Origin of the sequence: Clostridioides sp. ES-S-0006-03 (assembly GCF_020662275.1) — a bacterium.
In the GTDB taxonomy this organism is placed as follows: Bacteria; Bacillota; Clostridia; order Peptostreptococcales; family Peptostreptococcaceae; genus Clostridioides.
In genome coordinates this window covers 39,238-55,333 of record NZ_JADGMM010000015.1, presented here as the reverse complement: position 1 = coordinate 55,333, position 16,096 = coordinate 39,238, and the positions used below count along the sequence as shown (strand labels likewise).

14 protein-coding genes are annotated in these 16,096 nt (G+C 27.4%); 13 read left to right on the top strand and 1 reads right to left on the bottom strand.

The features are described from left to right. Positions 1-705 precede the first annotated feature (705 nt). From IR151_RS16845 to IR151_RS16785, 13 genes are all read left to right on the top strand, one after another. The gene (locus IR151_RS16845; protein WP_227436695.1) at positions 706-4,254 is read left to right on the top strand and encodes a diguanylate cyclase domain-containing protein; all 3,549 of its coding nucleotides are present in this window, start codon (positions 706-708) and stop codon (positions 4,252-4,254) included. A 233-nt stretch (positions 4,255-4,487) separates the two neighbouring features. After that, positions 4,488-6,422, top strand: a complete 1,935-nt coding sequence (locus IR151_RS16840) for a YgiQ family radical SAM protein (protein ID WP_227436692.1) — start codon at positions 4,488-4,490, stop codon at positions 6,420-6,422. A gap of 122 nt (positions 6,423-6,544) precedes the next feature. Further along, complete coding sequence (locus IR151_RS16835) at positions 6,545-7,540, top strand: ABC transporter substrate-binding protein (RefSeq protein ID WP_227436690.1); 996 nt, start codon at positions 6,545-6,547, stop codon at positions 7,538-7,540. Next, on the top strand, positions 7,512-8,297 hold the full coding sequence (locus IR151_RS16830; RefSeq protein WP_227436688.1) for an ABC transporter permease: 786 nt from the start codon (positions 7,512-7,514) through the stop codon (positions 8,295-8,297). The genes IR151_RS16835 and IR151_RS16830 overlap by 29 nt, the downstream gene beginning before the upstream one ends. After that, positions 8,285-8,983: an ABC transporter ATP-binding protein gene (locus IR151_RS16825; protein ID WP_227436685.1), complete on the top strand. Its 699-nt coding sequence runs from the start codon at positions 8,285-8,287 to the stop codon at positions 8,981-8,983. The genes IR151_RS16830 and IR151_RS16825 overlap by 13 nt, the downstream gene beginning before the upstream one ends. A 120-nt stretch (positions 8,984-9,103) precedes the next feature. After that, positions 9,104-9,583: a Cys-tRNA(Pro) deacylase gene (ybaK, locus tag IR151_RS16820; protein WP_227436683.1), complete on the top strand. Its 480-nt coding sequence runs from the start codon at positions 9,104-9,106 to the stop codon at positions 9,581-9,583. 183 nt (positions 9,584-9,766) lie between these two features. Beyond that, entirely contained in the window at positions 9,767-10,606 is an 840-nt protein-coding gene (locus IR151_RS16815; protein ID WP_227436681.1) for a fumarate hydratase, read from the top strand. Positions 10,607-10,619: 13 nt separating this feature from the next. Continuing rightward, positions 10,620-11,168: a Fe-S-containing hydro-lyase gene (locus IR151_RS16810; RefSeq protein WP_227436679.1), complete on the top strand. Its 549-nt coding sequence runs from the start codon at positions 10,620-10,622 to the stop codon at positions 11,166-11,168. A gap of 71 nt (positions 11,169-11,239) precedes the next feature. Further along, on the top strand, positions 11,240-12,421 hold the full coding sequence (locus IR151_RS16805) for an NADP-dependent malic enzyme (protein ID WP_227436677.1): 1,182 nt from the start codon (positions 11,240-11,242) through the stop codon (positions 12,419-12,421). A 182-nt stretch (positions 12,422-12,603) separates the two neighbouring features. Continuing rightward, positions 12,604-12,867 (top strand): zinc ribbon domain-containing protein, encoded by a 264-nt coding sequence (locus IR151_RS16800; protein WP_227436676.1) that lies wholly within the window; start codon positions 12,604-12,606, stop codon positions 12,865-12,867. A 116-nt stretch (positions 12,868-12,983) separates the two neighbouring features. Then, positions 12,984-13,415: a hypothetical protein gene (locus IR151_RS16795; protein WP_227436674.1), complete on the top strand. Its 432-nt coding sequence runs from the start codon at positions 12,984-12,986 to the stop codon at positions 13,413-13,415. Between the two features lie 167 nt (positions 13,416-13,582). Then, positions 13,583-14,269 (top strand): response regulator transcription factor, encoded by a 687-nt coding sequence (locus tag IR151_RS16790; protein WP_227436672.1) that lies wholly within the window; start codon positions 13,583-13,585, stop codon positions 14,267-14,269. An 11-nt stretch (positions 14,270-14,280) separates the two neighbouring features. Then, positions 14,281-15,096, top strand: coding sequence for an ABC transporter permease (locus IR151_RS16785; RefSeq protein WP_227436669.1), 816 nt, complete (start codon positions 14,281-14,283; stop codon positions 15,094-15,096). 88 nt (positions 15,097-15,184) lie between these two features. On the opposite strand, the gene IR151_RS16780 is transcribed toward IR151_RS16785, so the two are convergent. Further along, entirely contained in the window at positions 15,185-16,027 is an 843-nt protein-coding gene (locus tag IR151_RS16780) for a S1-like domain-containing RNA-binding protein (protein WP_227436668.1), read from the bottom strand. Positions 16,028-16,096: the final 69 nt, after the last annotated feature.

Here is a 16,096-nt window from a genome sequence, read left to right as displayed (position 1 = left end):
GTATGTTATAATTTAGAATGGAAATTTATATAGACAGTATTTATAATAAGCGTTAAAAGATATTTGTTATTATTATAGACTATATTGTTATATGAGCAAAATTAGAAAAATAAAAGGATATTAAAGTGACATGCTAGAATTATTATTCGGAAACTAAGTTTCAAGGATGAGTATGAAGCTTATAATTATTTTATAGTGTTGAAGCTTAAGAAAATGGTAATTCAATTTGGAAACAGGATTGATTATATAAAAAGTATAGTGATTAATTAGAAAAATAATGAATAATAATTAGTATATACTATGTTATTAAGCCTTATTAAAATCAAAAGAAAATTAAGTTATATTTTTAAAATATTCATTAAAATTAAAGTGTTGAAAATGAGGATATATTGAGTTTAATTTTATCTTTAAATTAAAGTGGGACAATGTTAAATAGTATCTTATCTAAGAGGAACTTAAAAAATTGATTGAGGTATTTATAAGCATGAAAAGAATTATAAGGAATTTATTAATATAAGTATTATAAAAGAGAATAATTTTTATACATCAATTAATATATAATTAAAAGAAGTGTAAAATGAAAATTTTATAGATAAATTTAACTATATGTTGTTTGATTCTAATATAGGAAGAAATAAAATATGTATAAAAATAGGAAGATATAATATAAACATATAATATATTATATGTAATGAGGATGTGAGTATGGTGAACAGACTAAAGCCAAAAATTTTAGGTATTAGTATCTTGTTTATTATTATAATTATTTTAACCTGTGGGGCTATTTTTAAGTTTAAGTTTAAATTGGATAATAAGTTGAAAGAGACCACGCATACATATTTGTCAGAATTTACGGAGCATAACATAATTAATCTTAAGACAAAACTTAGTGGTCAATTTGACATGCTTGAATCTATTGCTAGTTTTATGGGAAATTTAGATAATATAAATAATGATATGATGATTAATTTAATGGAGTCTGGAGTAAAGCGAAGTTCTTTAATTAGAATGTCTGTTTCTACACTGGATGGAAAAAGTTATTCTAATGATGGAATTATTACTAATTTAAAAGATAGAGATTATTTTAAAAAAGCTAAAAATGGAGAAAAAAACATATCAGAATCTTTAAAATCCATTATTGATAAGAAAGAAATAATAGTTTTAGCTACTCCTATCTATAAAGATGGAAAAGTAGCAGGTGTTTTAAGTGGAGCTTATGATTCAACTAAATTAAATGAATTATTAGGCTTATCTGCATTTGATAAAAAAGCACACGTTTATATTGCCAAAAAAAATGGAGATGTAATTGCTCAAAATACAAACGAAAATAGTAAAATGTTATCATGTGTATTTAAACTTTTTAATAAGGATAATTGTGAGGAAGTAAATTGTTTAAAAGTTATAAAAGAAAATATTAAAAATGATAAATCTGGATATTCTAACTATAATTTAGATAATAAGAAATTTATGTTAAATTATCAACCACTTGGAATTAATGATTGGTATATTTTTTCTGTTGTACCAAGTGAAGTAGTATATATTCAGTCAGATAATATTTCGTATGATGTATACATATTTGCATTAGAAATATTATTAGTTATATTAATTTTTGTTGTATATATAGCTTATATTATAAATAACAATACTAAGACTATTATAAATGAAAAAGAAAAATTTAAGGCACTTACTGATAATATATTAGGAGGTGTTAAAAACTGCTTAAAAGATAAATATATGACTATGACTTATGTAAGTCAGGGGTTTTTGGAACTTACAGGTTATTCTGAAGAGGATTTAGATGTAGTTTTTAAAAATAAATTTAAAAATATGATTTATAAAGAAGATGTAGACAAGGTTAATAGTATCGTTTTAAATCAATTAAAAAGACAAGATAAAATTGAAGTTGAATATAGAATTGTAAAAAAAGATGGAAGTATAATTTGGGTTTTAGATAGAAGTAAATCTATAAAAGATAGTAAAGGGAATGAATATATACAAGGAGTCTTAACTGATATAACAGAACTCAAGAAAATACAAGAAGAATTAGACTCAAAAAGGTTTGAAATAGAGACTATCAATGATAGCATTGTTGGTGGAATAGTGATAACTGAGATAAATGATGATTTTGATAGTATATATTTAAATGAAGGTTATTTAAATATGATTGGATACACACGTAAACAGTTAGAAGATGAATTAGATAATAAATTAATCAAGCTGATTTTCAGAGATGATAGAGCTGGAATGATTGATGATATAAATAAGCAACTTAAAGTAAATGATACATTTGCATGTGAACGAAGAGTTGAGAAACGAGATGGTAGCATTATATGGATTTTATTAAAAGGAAGAAAAATAGTTGATGAAAATGGAAACTCAGTACTATGTAGTGTAATTGTCGATATTACTTCTGCTAAATTATTAGAGCAAGAGCTTAAAAAGAGTGAAGAACGTCATGAGATTATTATAAAGCAGACACAAAATATTATAGTTGAATGGAATATAGAAAAAGACCAAATGAGTATTTCTCCTAATTGGTATAATAAATTTGGTTATGAACCTATAACTGAAAATGCAACGAAAAATATAATTAAATCAGTTGATATATATCATGATGATATAGATAAGTTTATTTTATTAACTAAGCTCACTTCATCAGGAAGTGAGTATGAGGAGTGTGAGATTAGGCTTAGAGTTAGAGATACTACTTATGCATGGTTTAGTATAAAAGCAACGACACTGTTTGATGATAATGGAATACCTTATAAAGTTGTAGGTAGTTTAACTGATATTGATGAATCAAAACGAGAAGCTGAAAAATTAAAAGAGAGAGCGGAAAAAGACCCACTAACAGGTTTATATAATAAAAAAGCATCACAAGCACTTATAGAAGAATATATAACATTGGATAAAAACAGACAAGGTACTTTAATGATTATTGATATTGATGACTTTAAAGGTATAAATGATAATTTAGGTCATTTATATGGTGATGCTGTATTAAGTGAAATTGCAAGTGATTTAATAAATTTATTTAGAGCATCTGATATAGTAGGAAGAATTGGTGGAGATGAGTTCATTGTTTTTATGAAAGATATTTCTGAAACAAAAGATATTATGAACAAAGCAGAGGAATTGGTCAAAACGTTTGAGAGGTCTTTTGTAGGTAAAGGATATAATTATAAAATATCTTTGAGTGTAGGGATTGCTAGATTTCCAAAAGATGGAACAGATTACATGCAGTTATTTAGAAATGCGGACATAGCTCTTTATTCAGCTAAGGGTAAAGGAAAGAATCGTTATGCCTTGTATGATAAAAAAATTGATAAAGTACAATATATAGCAAATACAAGAAATACAGATGAAAATACCAATGTAGCAAGGTCTTTTAAGGAACATATTACAAATTATATATTTGATATATTGTATGAATCAAATAATATAGAAATGGCTGTAAATTTGATTCTTGATATTGTGGGTAAACATTTTAATGTGAGTCGAGTCTATATATTTGAAAACTCAGATGATAACCTCTACTGTAAAAATACATTTGAATGGTGTAATGAAGGAATAACAGCAGAAATTGATAATCTTAAGAATATTTACTATGGTCATTTAGGCAATTATCTTTTAAATTTTAATGCAGATGGATTATTTTATTGTAATGATGTTGATAATCTCAATAGCGATTTAAAAAATTTGCTTAAAGCACAAGGGATATGTTCAATATTACAATGTAAAATTTTAGAAGGTAATGAATTTAGAGGATTTGTAGGATTTGATGAATGTTCATATAATCGTATGTGGACCAGTGATGAAGTGGATACACTTACATTTATTTCCAAGACGCTTAGTGTGTTTTTATTAAAAATGCGTATCCAAAGTAAGCTAGAAGAATCTTTAGAAGTTCAAAAGTCTGTAATGGATAACATGGACATATGGGCTTATGTTGTTGACAGAAACACATATGAACTGTTATTTATCAATAAAAAGATGCTTGAGTCAGCCCCAGATACACATGTAGGTGATTTATGTTATAAAGTATTATGGAACAATCAGAATAAACAATGTAGAAAATGCCCTATGAGTTGTTTAAAAGATGGAACTGATACTTGTAAATCATTTATGCGTAACAAAAAGTTTGGTGTAAATGTAAATATAACGGCAACAGCTTTAAAATGGTTTGATGGTAAAGATGCATGTTTAATATTTGGTAGTGAAGTAAATAGTGTTGAGTCTGAAGCAAATATTTAAATGAGCTTCTTGTAAAGATTTCCTAACTAATTGAATAAAACGTTTAAACTACTGTATTATAGATTTACTTAAAATCACAATTTTGATTTATTGAACCTAAAACGTTCATATAAATTATTTAAGTTGTGGTTTTAAGTATTTTTTGTGTTATAATTAAGCGTTAAGAACAAAATTAAAAGATACTTTTAATTTTAAGAAAGTATTTGTTAAATATACATTGAGCAGGTGATGATATGGAAAATAGGTTTTTACCAATAAGTAAACAAGATATGATAGATAGAGGATGGGAAGAGCTAGACTTTGTGTTGGTTACAGGTGATGCATATGTAGACCATCATAGTTTTGGTACAGCAATAATATCTAGAGTTTTAGAAAATGCTGGATATAAGGTAGGTATAATAGCACAACCAAATTGGAAGACGACAGATGATTTTATGAAATTAGGAAAGCCTAGACTTGGATTTTTGGTTAATGCAGGGAATATGGATTCAATGGTGAATCACTATTCAGTGAGTAAGAAGCATAGAGATAAGGATATGTATTCTCCTGGTGGAAAAATGGGTTATAGACCAGATAGAGCTACAATAGTCTATTGTAATAAAATAAGAGAAGCATATAGCGATGTTGCAATAGTAATAGGAGGAATTGAAGCTAGTTTAAGAAGATTTGCCCATTATGATTATTGGAGTGATAAGGTTAGAAAGTCAATGTTGATAGATAGTGGAGCAGATTTATTAGTTTATGGAATGAGTGAAAAGCAGATTGTGGATGTAGCTAATGCACTTAATGATGGATATGCCCCCAAATATATTAGACATATTGATGGGACATGTTATGTTGCAGATACACTAGAAGAAATATACGATAACTATATATTGATTCCATCATATAAAGAAATATGTGAAGATAAAATGAAATATGTAGAGGCTTTTAAAATTCAATATGATGAACAAGACCCATTTAGAGGAAACATAATTGTTCAACCTCATGGAAGTAAGTATTTAGTTCAAAATAAGCCAGAGAAACCTCTAAATAGAGAAGAATTGGATGAAGTTTATGGATTACCATATCAAAAAACATATCATCCTGTATATGAGAAATCTGGTGGTATACCAGCTATAGAAGAAGTGAAATTTAGCATAGTAAGTTCAAGAGGGTGTTTTGGTAGTTGTTCATTTTGTGCAATAACCTTTCATCAGGGAAGAGCTGTTCAAAGTAGAAGTGAGAAATCAATTATTGATGAAGCAGTAGGAATAACAAAATTAAATGATTTTAAAGGATATATACATGATGTTGGAGGTCCAACAGCTAATTTTAGAAGACCAGCATGTAACAAACAAATTACTAAAGGTGCATGTAAAAATAGACAATGTTTATCACCATCACCATGTAAAAACTTAGATGCAGACCATAGTGAGTATCTACATTTACTTAGAGCTGTAAGAAAATTACCTAACATAAAAAAGGTTTTTGTACGCTCTGGTATTAGGTATGATTATGTAATGGCAGATAAAAATAATAAGTTTCTTAGAGAGCTAATAGAACATCATGTAAGTGGTCAACTGAAGGTGGCTCCAGAACATATATCAGAAGAAGTTTTAGAATATATGCAAAAGCCAGCAGGAAAAACTTATGATAAGTTTAGACAGAAATTTTTTGCTATAAATGAAGAATTAGGTAAAAAACAATATTTGATACCATATTTAATGTCTAGTCATCCAGGGTCTACACTAAATAGTGCCATAGAGTTAGCTGAATATTTGAGGGATACTCATTATCAACCAGAGCAAGTTCAAGATTTTTATCCAACTCCTGGGACACTGTCAACTACAATGTTTTATACAGGAATAGACCCACTTACAATGAAGCCAGTTTATGTCCCAAAATCAAAACGAGACAAAGCAATGCAAAGAGCTTTATTACAGTATAGAGCACCTAGAAACTATGACTTGGTATATTCTGCACTAGTTGAAGCTGGAAGAGAGGATTTGATAGGTTTTGGACATAGATGTCTAATAAAACCAAAGGATGAGAAACCTTATTTTAATAGAAATAATTCTAATAAAAATAAGTCTAAGTCTTCTACTGAAAATAAAAAATATAATGCAAATAATAGAAACAATAAAAAACAACAAAAAAGTCCAAGTAAGAGAAAGAAAAAATATTAAAATAGAGTGTAGGTAAATAGTAAATAAAATTATTTAAATAAGAAGGATTATTCGATAAATTAACAGAAATTAATATAAATAAATATAATTATTTTATAAAAAGTTAGTTTCGGGAGGAAGAGATGAAAAAGTATATTTATATAATGTTATCAGCAGCATTAAGTGTAATTTTTTTAGTGGGGTGTTCACAAGGACAAAATGAAAAGCCAAAAGAAGAACCAGCAGTTGTTAAAGAAGTAAAGGTAGCTGTTCCAGATGGATTGCCAGCGGTAGCAGTAGCGAAATTAGCAAATGAAAATCCAGCAATTAAAGATGGATATGAAACAATTTATAGCATTGAGAAAACACCAGAGGCAATTTCTACTAGAGTAATGAAAAAAGATGTAGATATAGCTATAGTTCCATCAAATATGGCTGCAATAGCATATAATAAAACTTCAAGTTATAATATAGTTGGTACTGTAGGTATGGGGTCTCTTTATTTAGTATCAACAGATGATATAAAGGATTATTCTGATTTAATTGGGAAAGAAGTTGGATGTACAGGGAAAGGTCTTACTCCAGATATAACAATAAGAAGTCTTTTATCACAAAAGGATATAAATCCAGCAGATATAAATTTTAATTATGTAAACTCTGCAAGTGAATTAGTACCATTATTGGCTACAGGAAAAATTACAACAGGGATTGTTCCAGAACCTGCACTTAGTGCTTTAATGTCCAAAAATCCAAATATAAAAATTATAAAAAGTTTAAATGATTCATGGAAAGAAGTAAGTGGTTCAAAGGATGGATATCCTCAATCTACATTAATTATCAAATCTGATTTTTTAAGAGATAATAAAGAATTTGTAGATTCTTTCTTAGGACAATTATCAAATAGTGTAGATTGGGCAAATAAAAATCCTGAGGAATTAGGTAAATATTCTGAGGAGATAGAAATATCTACTGAACCTAAAATAATAGGCAAAGCTCTTGAAAGAGCTAATTTAAAGTATATTCCAGTTAAAGATATGATTAATGATTACAAAAACTACTATGAAAAATTAGCTAATTTTGATGATAAGACAGTAGGAGGCAAAGTGCCAGATGAAGCAATATACTTTGTTGAAAAATAAGAAAATTAAAGAACAATTTATAGACAAATTAGAGGTAACACTTTCTTGTGTTATCCTCTTATTTTTGTGGCAAATTATTGCTTTAAAAATTAACAATGATATATTCTTGCCAACTATAAATCAAGTCTCTAGTAGTATCAAAGAAATAGCATTGAATTCTAATTTCTATATAGACATACTTTACTCAATAGGTAGATGTTTTTTTAGTTTTTTATTTGCTTTGATTTTTGCTATCATATTGTCTATAGTAGCATACTTAAGCAGGATTTTTAGAAATTTATTAAAGCCAATTAATGCTCTAGCACGTTCAATACCAACGATGATATTAGTAATACTTGCACTAATTTGGTTTAAAAAAGATACTACACCTTTTATAGTTGGGTTTACTATAGTTTTTCCAATCTTATACGAGAGTGTTTTAGGAGCAATATTGAATATTGATAAAAATTTATTAGAAATGGCAAGCGTGTATAAGATAAGGTTTATAGATAAGGTGTTGAAAATCTATTTACCAGCTATAAAATTTCAAATTATATCTATATTAGTATCGACATTTTCATTAAGCTTAAAAGTCGCTATAGCAGGAGAGGTATATAGTCAACCTACATATGGTATTGGGACTATGATACAAACTGAAAAAATTAATTTTAATACATCTGGGATATTTGCATGGATAATTATAATAGTTTTAATATCAGTCATTTTACAAGTAGCTCAAAAATTTTTGTCAAGGAGAGCTTTTTTATGGAAAAGATAAGGTTAAGTATTGAGAATATAAATAAAAAATATGATAATCATATTATATTTAAAAATTTTAATATTGATTTTTATATAGATAATGTTAACTGTATACTTGGGAAATCTGGATGTGGAAAAACTACTCTCTTAAATATAATAAGTGGTATTATAGAAAATGATACTTGTAATTTAAATATTAAAGAAAGTTCAAATAAAATTGGGAGTAAGCTAGATGTAAGTTATATATTTCAAGAAGATAGGCTAATAGATTGGCTAACTGTAGAAGAAAATATAAAGATAGTTGTAAATAAATACTACAGTAAAACTCAATTAGATAAAATTTGTGATGAATATTTAGATTTGGTTGGAATTATTAAATATAAAAATTTTTATCCTCAGATGCTTAGTGGAGGGCTTAGGCAAAGAGTCAATATTGCTAGAGCATTTATCTATCCATCAAAGACTATTATAATGGATGAACCTTTTAAATCTATTGATGCAAAGAATAAACAAATAATAATGGATAATTTTAAAGACATACTTAAAAAAGAAAAAAGAACTGTTTTATTTGTAACTCATGATATTGAAGAAGCATTATTTTTAGCAGATAATATCTTTATTTTAGGAGATTCTCCTATGAGAATAAAAAAAGAACTAAAAAATTCTAGTGAATTGGAAAAAAATGAAGTTTTGAAGTTAATATAGAGTTATAATAATATTGTTGTTTTAAAATATAATTATTTTAACTATAATACTCTATTAAAATAGTACAGAATATTCGAAAATATGGATAATGTTCGTATTTTATAAAAAGGAAGTGAATGTATGATTAAAGTAAAAACTAATGCTATGAGAATTTTAGATTCAAACAAAATTGATTATAAGGTACTATCTTATGAAGTCAAAAGTGAACATGTAGATGGTGTAGAGGTAGCACATGATATAGGAAGAGATGTAAATGAAGTATATAAGACTCTAGTAACTCAAGGAGTTAGTAAGAGTATTTATGTATATGTAATACCAGTACATGAAAATTTAGACTTAAAAAAAGCTGCAAAAGTAGCTAAAGAAAAAAGTGTGGATATGATTCATGTAAAAGATATAAATAAGCTTACAGGATATATTAGAGGTGGTTGTTCTCCTGTAGGGATGAAGAAGCTTTATAAGACTTTTGTAAATGAAAGTGCAAAACAATTAGATACAATTATAGTAAGTGCTGGAAAAATAGGATACCAAATAGAATTATCACCACTTGATTTACAGAAACTTATAAAAGTAGAGTTTACAGATGTAATAAAAAAATAGATATTTCAGATAAAAAATTGATGACAAAAAATTATATGATTAATAAAATAAATAATGACTTAAAAATAAACATTTAACTACTATTATGTAATTGATATAAAAATATTGAGAAATTTTAAAAATGATGGTAAAGTGTAAATATGATTACGAATATTTTTTATAAAGTAATGGAGGGATGTTCGCTTGAGGAAGATAAAATCTGAACAAATTGTTGAACAAGTAAAAAAACTTTGCATAGAAGCTAGTTTATACTTAGGAGATGATGTCTTAAGCTGTATAAAAGAGAAAGCTAAAACTGAAAAAAGTGAAGTGGGAAAAAACATATTAAATATATTAGTTGAAAATGCTGAAATAGCAAAGGAAAAAAATATACCAATATGCCAAGATACTGGTATGGCTATATTTTTTGTTGAAATAGGACAAGAGGTTTTAGTTGAAGGAGATACAATTACTGATGCTATAAATGAGGGCGTAAGACAAGGGTACGAGGAAGGATATTTGAGAAAATCTGTTGTAAGTCCAATTAGTAGAATAAATACAAAGGATAATACTCCTGCCATTATTCATTATGAAATGGTAAAAGGCGATGAAATTAAAATAGAGTTTGCTGCTAAGGGATTTGGAAGCGAAAATATGAGTAAAATGAAGATGTTAAAGCCATCAGATGGATTAGAAGGAATTAAAAAATTTATTATTGATACAGTTTCAGAAGCTGGACCTAATCCATGCCCTCCTATGGTAATTGGAGTTGGTATAGGTGGAACTGTAGATAAATGTGCTCAAATAGCTAAAAAAGCACTTTTTAGAGAACTAGGCGAATTTAATGAAGATGAAAATATTGCAAAATTAGAAAGTGAATTATTAGCCTCTATTAATAAATTGGGGATAGGACCTCAGGGGTTAGGAGGAACTACAACAGCTTTAGGTTTAAATATAGAGACTTTTCCTACACATATAGCAGGTCTTCCTGTTGTTGTAAATATAAACTGCCATGCATCAAGACATAAAAAGGTAGTAATTTAGGAGGAAAAATAAAATGATAAAGATAACTACACCTGTAAGTGAGATTGATATAGCTAAGTTAAATTGTGGAGATACAATTAGTCTAAGTGGTATACTTTATACAGCAAGAGATGCAGCTCATAAAAGATTGATAGATTGTATAAATAAAGGTGAAGAGTTACCATTCGATGTAAATGGTCAAGGTATATACTATGTAGGTCCTACTCCAACAAAACCAGGAGAAGTTATAGGAGCAGCAGGTCCAACGACGAGCTATAGAATGGATGATTTGACGATACCTCTTTTAGAGAGAGGTCTTAGATTGATGATAGGTAAAGGAAAAAGAAGTGAAGAAGTTATACAAGGTATGGAGAAGTATGGAGCAGTTTACCTTGCAGCAATAGGAGGAGCTGGTGCATACATTTCAAATTCTATAAAATCATGTGAAATTATTGCATATGAAGACTTAGGACCTGAAGCTATAAGAAAGATTGTAGTAGAAGACCTTAAACTTACAGTAGCTATAGATAGTTATGGAAATAATATCTATGAACAAGGAAGAGCAATTTATGAATGTAAATAAATTTTGAAAATTTATATAAATACTAAATATACAAAACAATTTAATTGTAAACATTTTAAGGAGGAAGATTGATGTCTAAGGATTATGCAAAATTGGCATTAGAAATGCATGAAATTAATAAAGGGAAAATAAATGTAGAAAGTAAGGTAGAAGTTAAAACTAAGGATGATTTATCAACAGCATATACGCCAGGTGTTGCAGAGCCTTGTCTAAAAATACATGAAAATCAAGAGGATGTTTATAGATATACTTCTAAAGGTAATTTAGTAGCAGTAGTTAGTGATGGAAGTGCTGTACTTGGATTAGGCAATATTGGTGCTGAAGCAGCTATACCTGTTATGGAAGGTAAATCTATATTATTTAAGCAATTTGGAGATGTAGATGCTTTTCCAATATGTTTAAAGACTAATGATGTAGATGAAATAGTTAAGTCTGTGGAATTAATGGAACCAGTATTTGGAGGAATAAATTTAGAGGATATATCTTCTCCAAGATGTTTTGAAATAGAGGATAGATTAAAAAAATCTTTGAGTATACCTGTTTTTCATGATGACCAACATGGTACTGCAATAGTAGTGGCAGCAGCAATAATAAATGCAATAAAGTTAATTGAAAACAAAAAAATAGAAGATTTAGAAATAGTTATAAATGGAGCAGGTGCTGCAGGTATAGCAATAGCAAAAATATTACTTAAAATGAATGTTAAAAATATAGTATTATGTAACAGAAGTGGTGCACTGGAAGCCAACATGGAAAGATTAAATTTGGTTCAAAAAGAAATGTTAGATGTAACTAATATAAGAAATGAAAAAGGTTCTTTGAAAGATGTTATAAAAGGTAAAGATGTATTCATAGGTGTTTCAGGTCCAAAAACTGTAACAAAAGAAATGGTTGAAAGTATGTCTGAAAAACCAATAATACTAGCAATGGCAAATCCTACTCCAGAAATAATGCCAGAGGAAGCAAAACTAGGTGGAGCGTTTATAATGGGAACTGGTCGTTCAGATTTCCCTAATCAAGTTAATAATGTTTTAGCATTTCCAGGAATATTTAGAGGGGCACTTGATGTGAAAGCTAAAGAAATAAATGAAGAAATGAAAATAGCGGCTGCATATGCAATTGCTAATACAATAACTGATGAAGAAATATGTCCAGAGTATATATTACCAGATGTATTTAACAAAAATGTAGTAAAAAATGTTGCTGAAGCAGTTAAAGAAGCAGCAATAAAGACTAAAGTAAATAGAATATAATTTTTATTTAAGAATCCAAAACTTAAGTGAGTAAATAAAATATAGACTAATAGAATTTATATATTAATATATAATTTTATTAGTCTTTTTATTGTTAATATGACATAATCATGTCATATTAATATTGCTATAATTTAAATATGGTCAAGAGCCAAAGAAAAATATACAAGGAGTGATTATATATGGAAGAAACTAGATTTTGTCAATGTTGTGGCATGCCAATGGGATGTACTAATGAATTGTATGGAACAAATAAAGATGGAAGTAAAAGTGATGATTACTGTAGTTATTGTTTTAAAGATGGTGAATTTACTGCTGATATAAGTATGGAAGAGATGATAGAAATCTGTATACCTCCTATGGTTCAAAGTAATAAAGGTATGACTGAAGATGAAGCAAGGAGTATGATGAATAATTTCTTTCCAAAATTAAAACGCTGGAAATAAGCTTATACAAAATCAATAACTAATATAAACTTCATGAAAACTTAATACTATAAACACATTAACTCTATATACTAATATTATTATATTTTATTAAATAATGTATTGGAGGAGTTAAAATGAAAGATTTTATTGAGAAGTTGAAAAAAGCTTTTAGAGTTAAACAATTAAAAAAAATATCAAAGGTTTCAATTACAATGTATTGTTTATCTGTCATGTTGGTTATTTATGGTATATATGTATTTATAAATTGTACTGAATACATATATACTATGCTATCTACAAAACAGTTGGCATTCACAGGAAATGAATATACTATTATAAATTATTATATGAGTAACTTTAGTCAGTATATAATATTTGCTATTTTACTTGCATCAATGGGATTTGTGATACAAAAGCTAGGGAATATGAATTTCGATAAGATGGGACTTAGTGGTAACTATTCAACAAATATTAGAAATATAAGTGATATTTTTATAGATAATAGTAAAGATAGTGAAATGTTTGATAAAGTCAGTATTGAAAATAGTATTTTAAAAAATAAATAATACAAATAGATAAAATATGATTAAAAAAAGCTTAGAATACTTAGTGTATTTTAAGCTTTTTTAATTATTAGGATTTCAAGGTATTGTATTTTTAAAAGAGTAAAAATATAATAAGTTAAGTATATAATAAATGAAAAATAAAAATAAATAAAATGGAAGTGATTGAGATGAGTAGTATATTGTTGGTTGAAGATGATTTAAGCTTGATATATGGATTAGAATTTTCTATACAAAAGAGTGGCTTTAGTGTTGATATAGCAAGAACAGTAAAAGAAGCATTGCGAATGTACAAAGAAAAAAATTATGATTTACTGATTTTGGATGTATCCTTACCTGATGGTAATGGTTTTGATATTTGTAAAAAGGTAAGAGAAGTTTCTAATGTGCCAATTATATTTTTAACTGCTTCTGATGAAGAAGTAAATGTAGTGATGGGGCTTGATATGGGTGGAGATGATTACATAACAAAACCTTTTAAATTAAATGAGTTAATTTCAAGAATAAAAGCTTTACTTAGGCGTTATAATTTTACAAATGAAAATGTAACTGAACTAAAGTCAAATAGTATTACTGTTAAATTACTTGAAAATCGTGTTTTTAAAAATGAAATTGAGCTGGAGCTTACTACAGCAGAATATAAATTATTGTGCCTATTTATGAAAAATAAAAATATCATACTTACAAGAAAAAATATATTGGACAAGTTATGGGATGGAAATGGTAGTTTTGTAGATGATAACACTCTGTCAGTATATGTAAGAAGGCTTAGAAATAAGATTGAAGATAATCCTGAAAATCCAAAATTTCTATTAACAGTTAGAAGAATGGGTTACAAATGGAATGTTATAAAGTGAGGGTGTTAAATATGAAGATATTTTCTAATAAAGACATAAAAATATTTTTTTTGGTGATTATATCCGTTTTATTAATGTTTATAGTAGTAGGTCAAATAGTAGTTGTAAATATAACCAATGATTATAAAAGAGCATTGGTAGAATATGATTATAATATAGCTGGATACTTACATAGTATGGGTGTTGATAAATCAAAAATACCAGTAGTATTCACTACTAATAAAGATAAATATATTGGAAATATTATAACATCTGAAAATACTTTTACAAATGTAACAGGTATGAAAGACTATGTAATAATTGATACTCAAGTTGATGAAGATGCTCCTGGAAATTTAATTCAAAATATAAGAAGTGTACTAGATGATAATTTAGAGGTTCGAGATAAGCGACAAGGTAACTTAGAAGCTAGAAATTCATTTTACACTATGGCAATTTTTGTATATGGGTTTGTATTTATAATTGCCATTATAAGTATGTTTAATATCATAAACAGTATGAATATAAGTGTTACAAGTAGAATAAATTACTATGGAATTATGCGTGCAATAGGCATGTCCAATAAGCAATTAAGAAAAATGGTAATAGTAGAGTCAAGTACATATGCTTTAAGTGGTTGTTTACTGGGGAGTGTACTTGGATTAATATTACATAGGTATATATTTGTATCTTTAGTAACATTAAAGTTTCATATAGAGTGGCAAATACCTTTTGATTTGCTGTTTATCATTGTGGTAACTATGATAATAATAACTTTACTTTCAGTAAGAAAACCAATTAAAAAGATTTGTGAACTAGACATAATAGATGTAGTAAATGCACAATAAATATAGGTAGTAACCTAAATAAAAAATCGAAGTAAATATGAAATAGAAAATATCTTTCATTTTTACTTCGATTTTTGTGTTATATAATTTATTTTAAATAAGTTCCATCTTCATCTTGATAAATTAAATCTTTCTTCATAAGTACTCCAAGAGCACGTTTGAAATTTTTCTTACTTGAATTAAATAAGATAGAAATATCTTTAGGGTCAGATTTATCATTAAATCTCATATATCCATCTGAACCTTCTAAATAGCTTAAAATTTTATTTTCTAAGGTATCAAGTTCATCTTTTCTGTTTCCTCTAGGAGAAAGCCCTAATTTACCATCATCATATATTTTTATAACATGTAAATTTTCAAGAACATCTCCAGCTTTTAATTCTGTAAAGTATTCATTATGAAGGATTACACCAGCATATTTATTGTCAACACATATCATAGCAGAGTTATTGGTTTGGAACCCATATACAACTCCATTTACCATATCTCCTACATTGTAAGTATGGTCTGTTTCTAAATATGAATCTATGTCTGTAGTAGCAGCGATTCTTCCGCTTTTATCCAAATATATATAAAATAAATATTTTTCATCTCTAAACAATGGATAGGTCTTAGATTTAAAAGGAACTAGTATGTCTTTTGTAAGCCCCATATCTATAAAAGTACCAATGTCAGTGTTATCAACCACTTTTAGATAAGCAACATCTCCAACTTTAGCTAAAGGAGGTATTAAAGTTGCAGCAGTTCTGTCATCAGAATCTTTAAATATGAAAGCATTTACTTCATCGCCTATATTTATTTCATTTTTTCCTATTAATCTATTGTGAAGAAGCACATCATCCTTGGTGTTATTAGTTTGTCCATCTAGGAAATATCCAAATTCTGTTTTTCTTTTTACTATAAGTTTATTAAAATCACCTATTTTTATCAAATTAAAATCATCCTCTCATTTTATATTTACAATTTAGTTATACTACTCTTATGTAGTAGTGTTTCACAG

Excerpts from the sequence above, each read along its gene's own strand:
- IR151_RS16795 (WP_227436674.1), top strand. The coding sequence starts at position 12,984 with ATGAAAGATTTTATTGAGAAGTTGAAAAAAGCTTTTAGAGTTAAACAA.
- IR151_RS16805 (WP_227436677.1), top strand. The coding sequence starts at position 11,240 with ATGTCTAAGGATTATGCAAAATTGGCATTAGAAATGCATGAAATTAAT.
- IR151_RS16835 (WP_227436690.1), top strand. The coding sequence starts at position 6,545 with ATGAAAAAGTATATTTATATAATGTTATCAGCAGCATTAAGTGTAATT.
- IR151_RS16840 (WP_227436692.1), top strand. The coding sequence starts at position 4,488 with ATGGAAAATAGGTTTTTACCAATAAGTAAACAAGATATGATAGATAGA.
- IR151_RS16785 (WP_227436669.1), top strand. The coding sequence starts at position 14,281 with ATGAAGATATTTTCTAATAAAGACATAAAAATATTTTTTTTGGTGATT.
- IR151_RS16845 (WP_227436695.1), top strand. The coding sequence starts at position 706 with ATGGTGAACAGACTAAAGCCAAAAATTTTAGGTATTAGTATCTTGTTT.
- IR151_RS16825 (WP_227436685.1), top strand. The coding sequence starts at position 8,285 with ATGGAAAAGATAAGGTTAAGTATTGAGAATATAAATAAAAAATATGAT.
- ybaK (WP_227436683.1), top strand. The coding sequence starts at position 9,104 with ATGATTAAAGTAAAAACTAATGCTATGAGAATTTTAGATTCAAACAAA.
- IR151_RS16810 (WP_227436679.1), top strand. The coding sequence starts at position 10,620 with ATGATAAAGATAACTACACCTGTAAGTGAGATTGATATAGCTAAGTTA.
- IR151_RS16790 (WP_227436672.1), top strand. The coding sequence starts at position 13,583 with ATGAGTAGTATATTGTTGGTTGAAGATGATTTAAGCTTGATATATGGA.
- IR151_RS16830 (WP_227436688.1), top strand. The coding sequence starts at position 7,512 with ATGAAGCAATATACTTTGTTGAAAAATAAGAAAATTAAAGAACAATTT.
- IR151_RS16800 (WP_227436676.1), top strand. The coding sequence starts at position 12,604 with ATGGAAGAAACTAGATTTTGTCAATGTTGTGGCATGCCAATGGGATGT.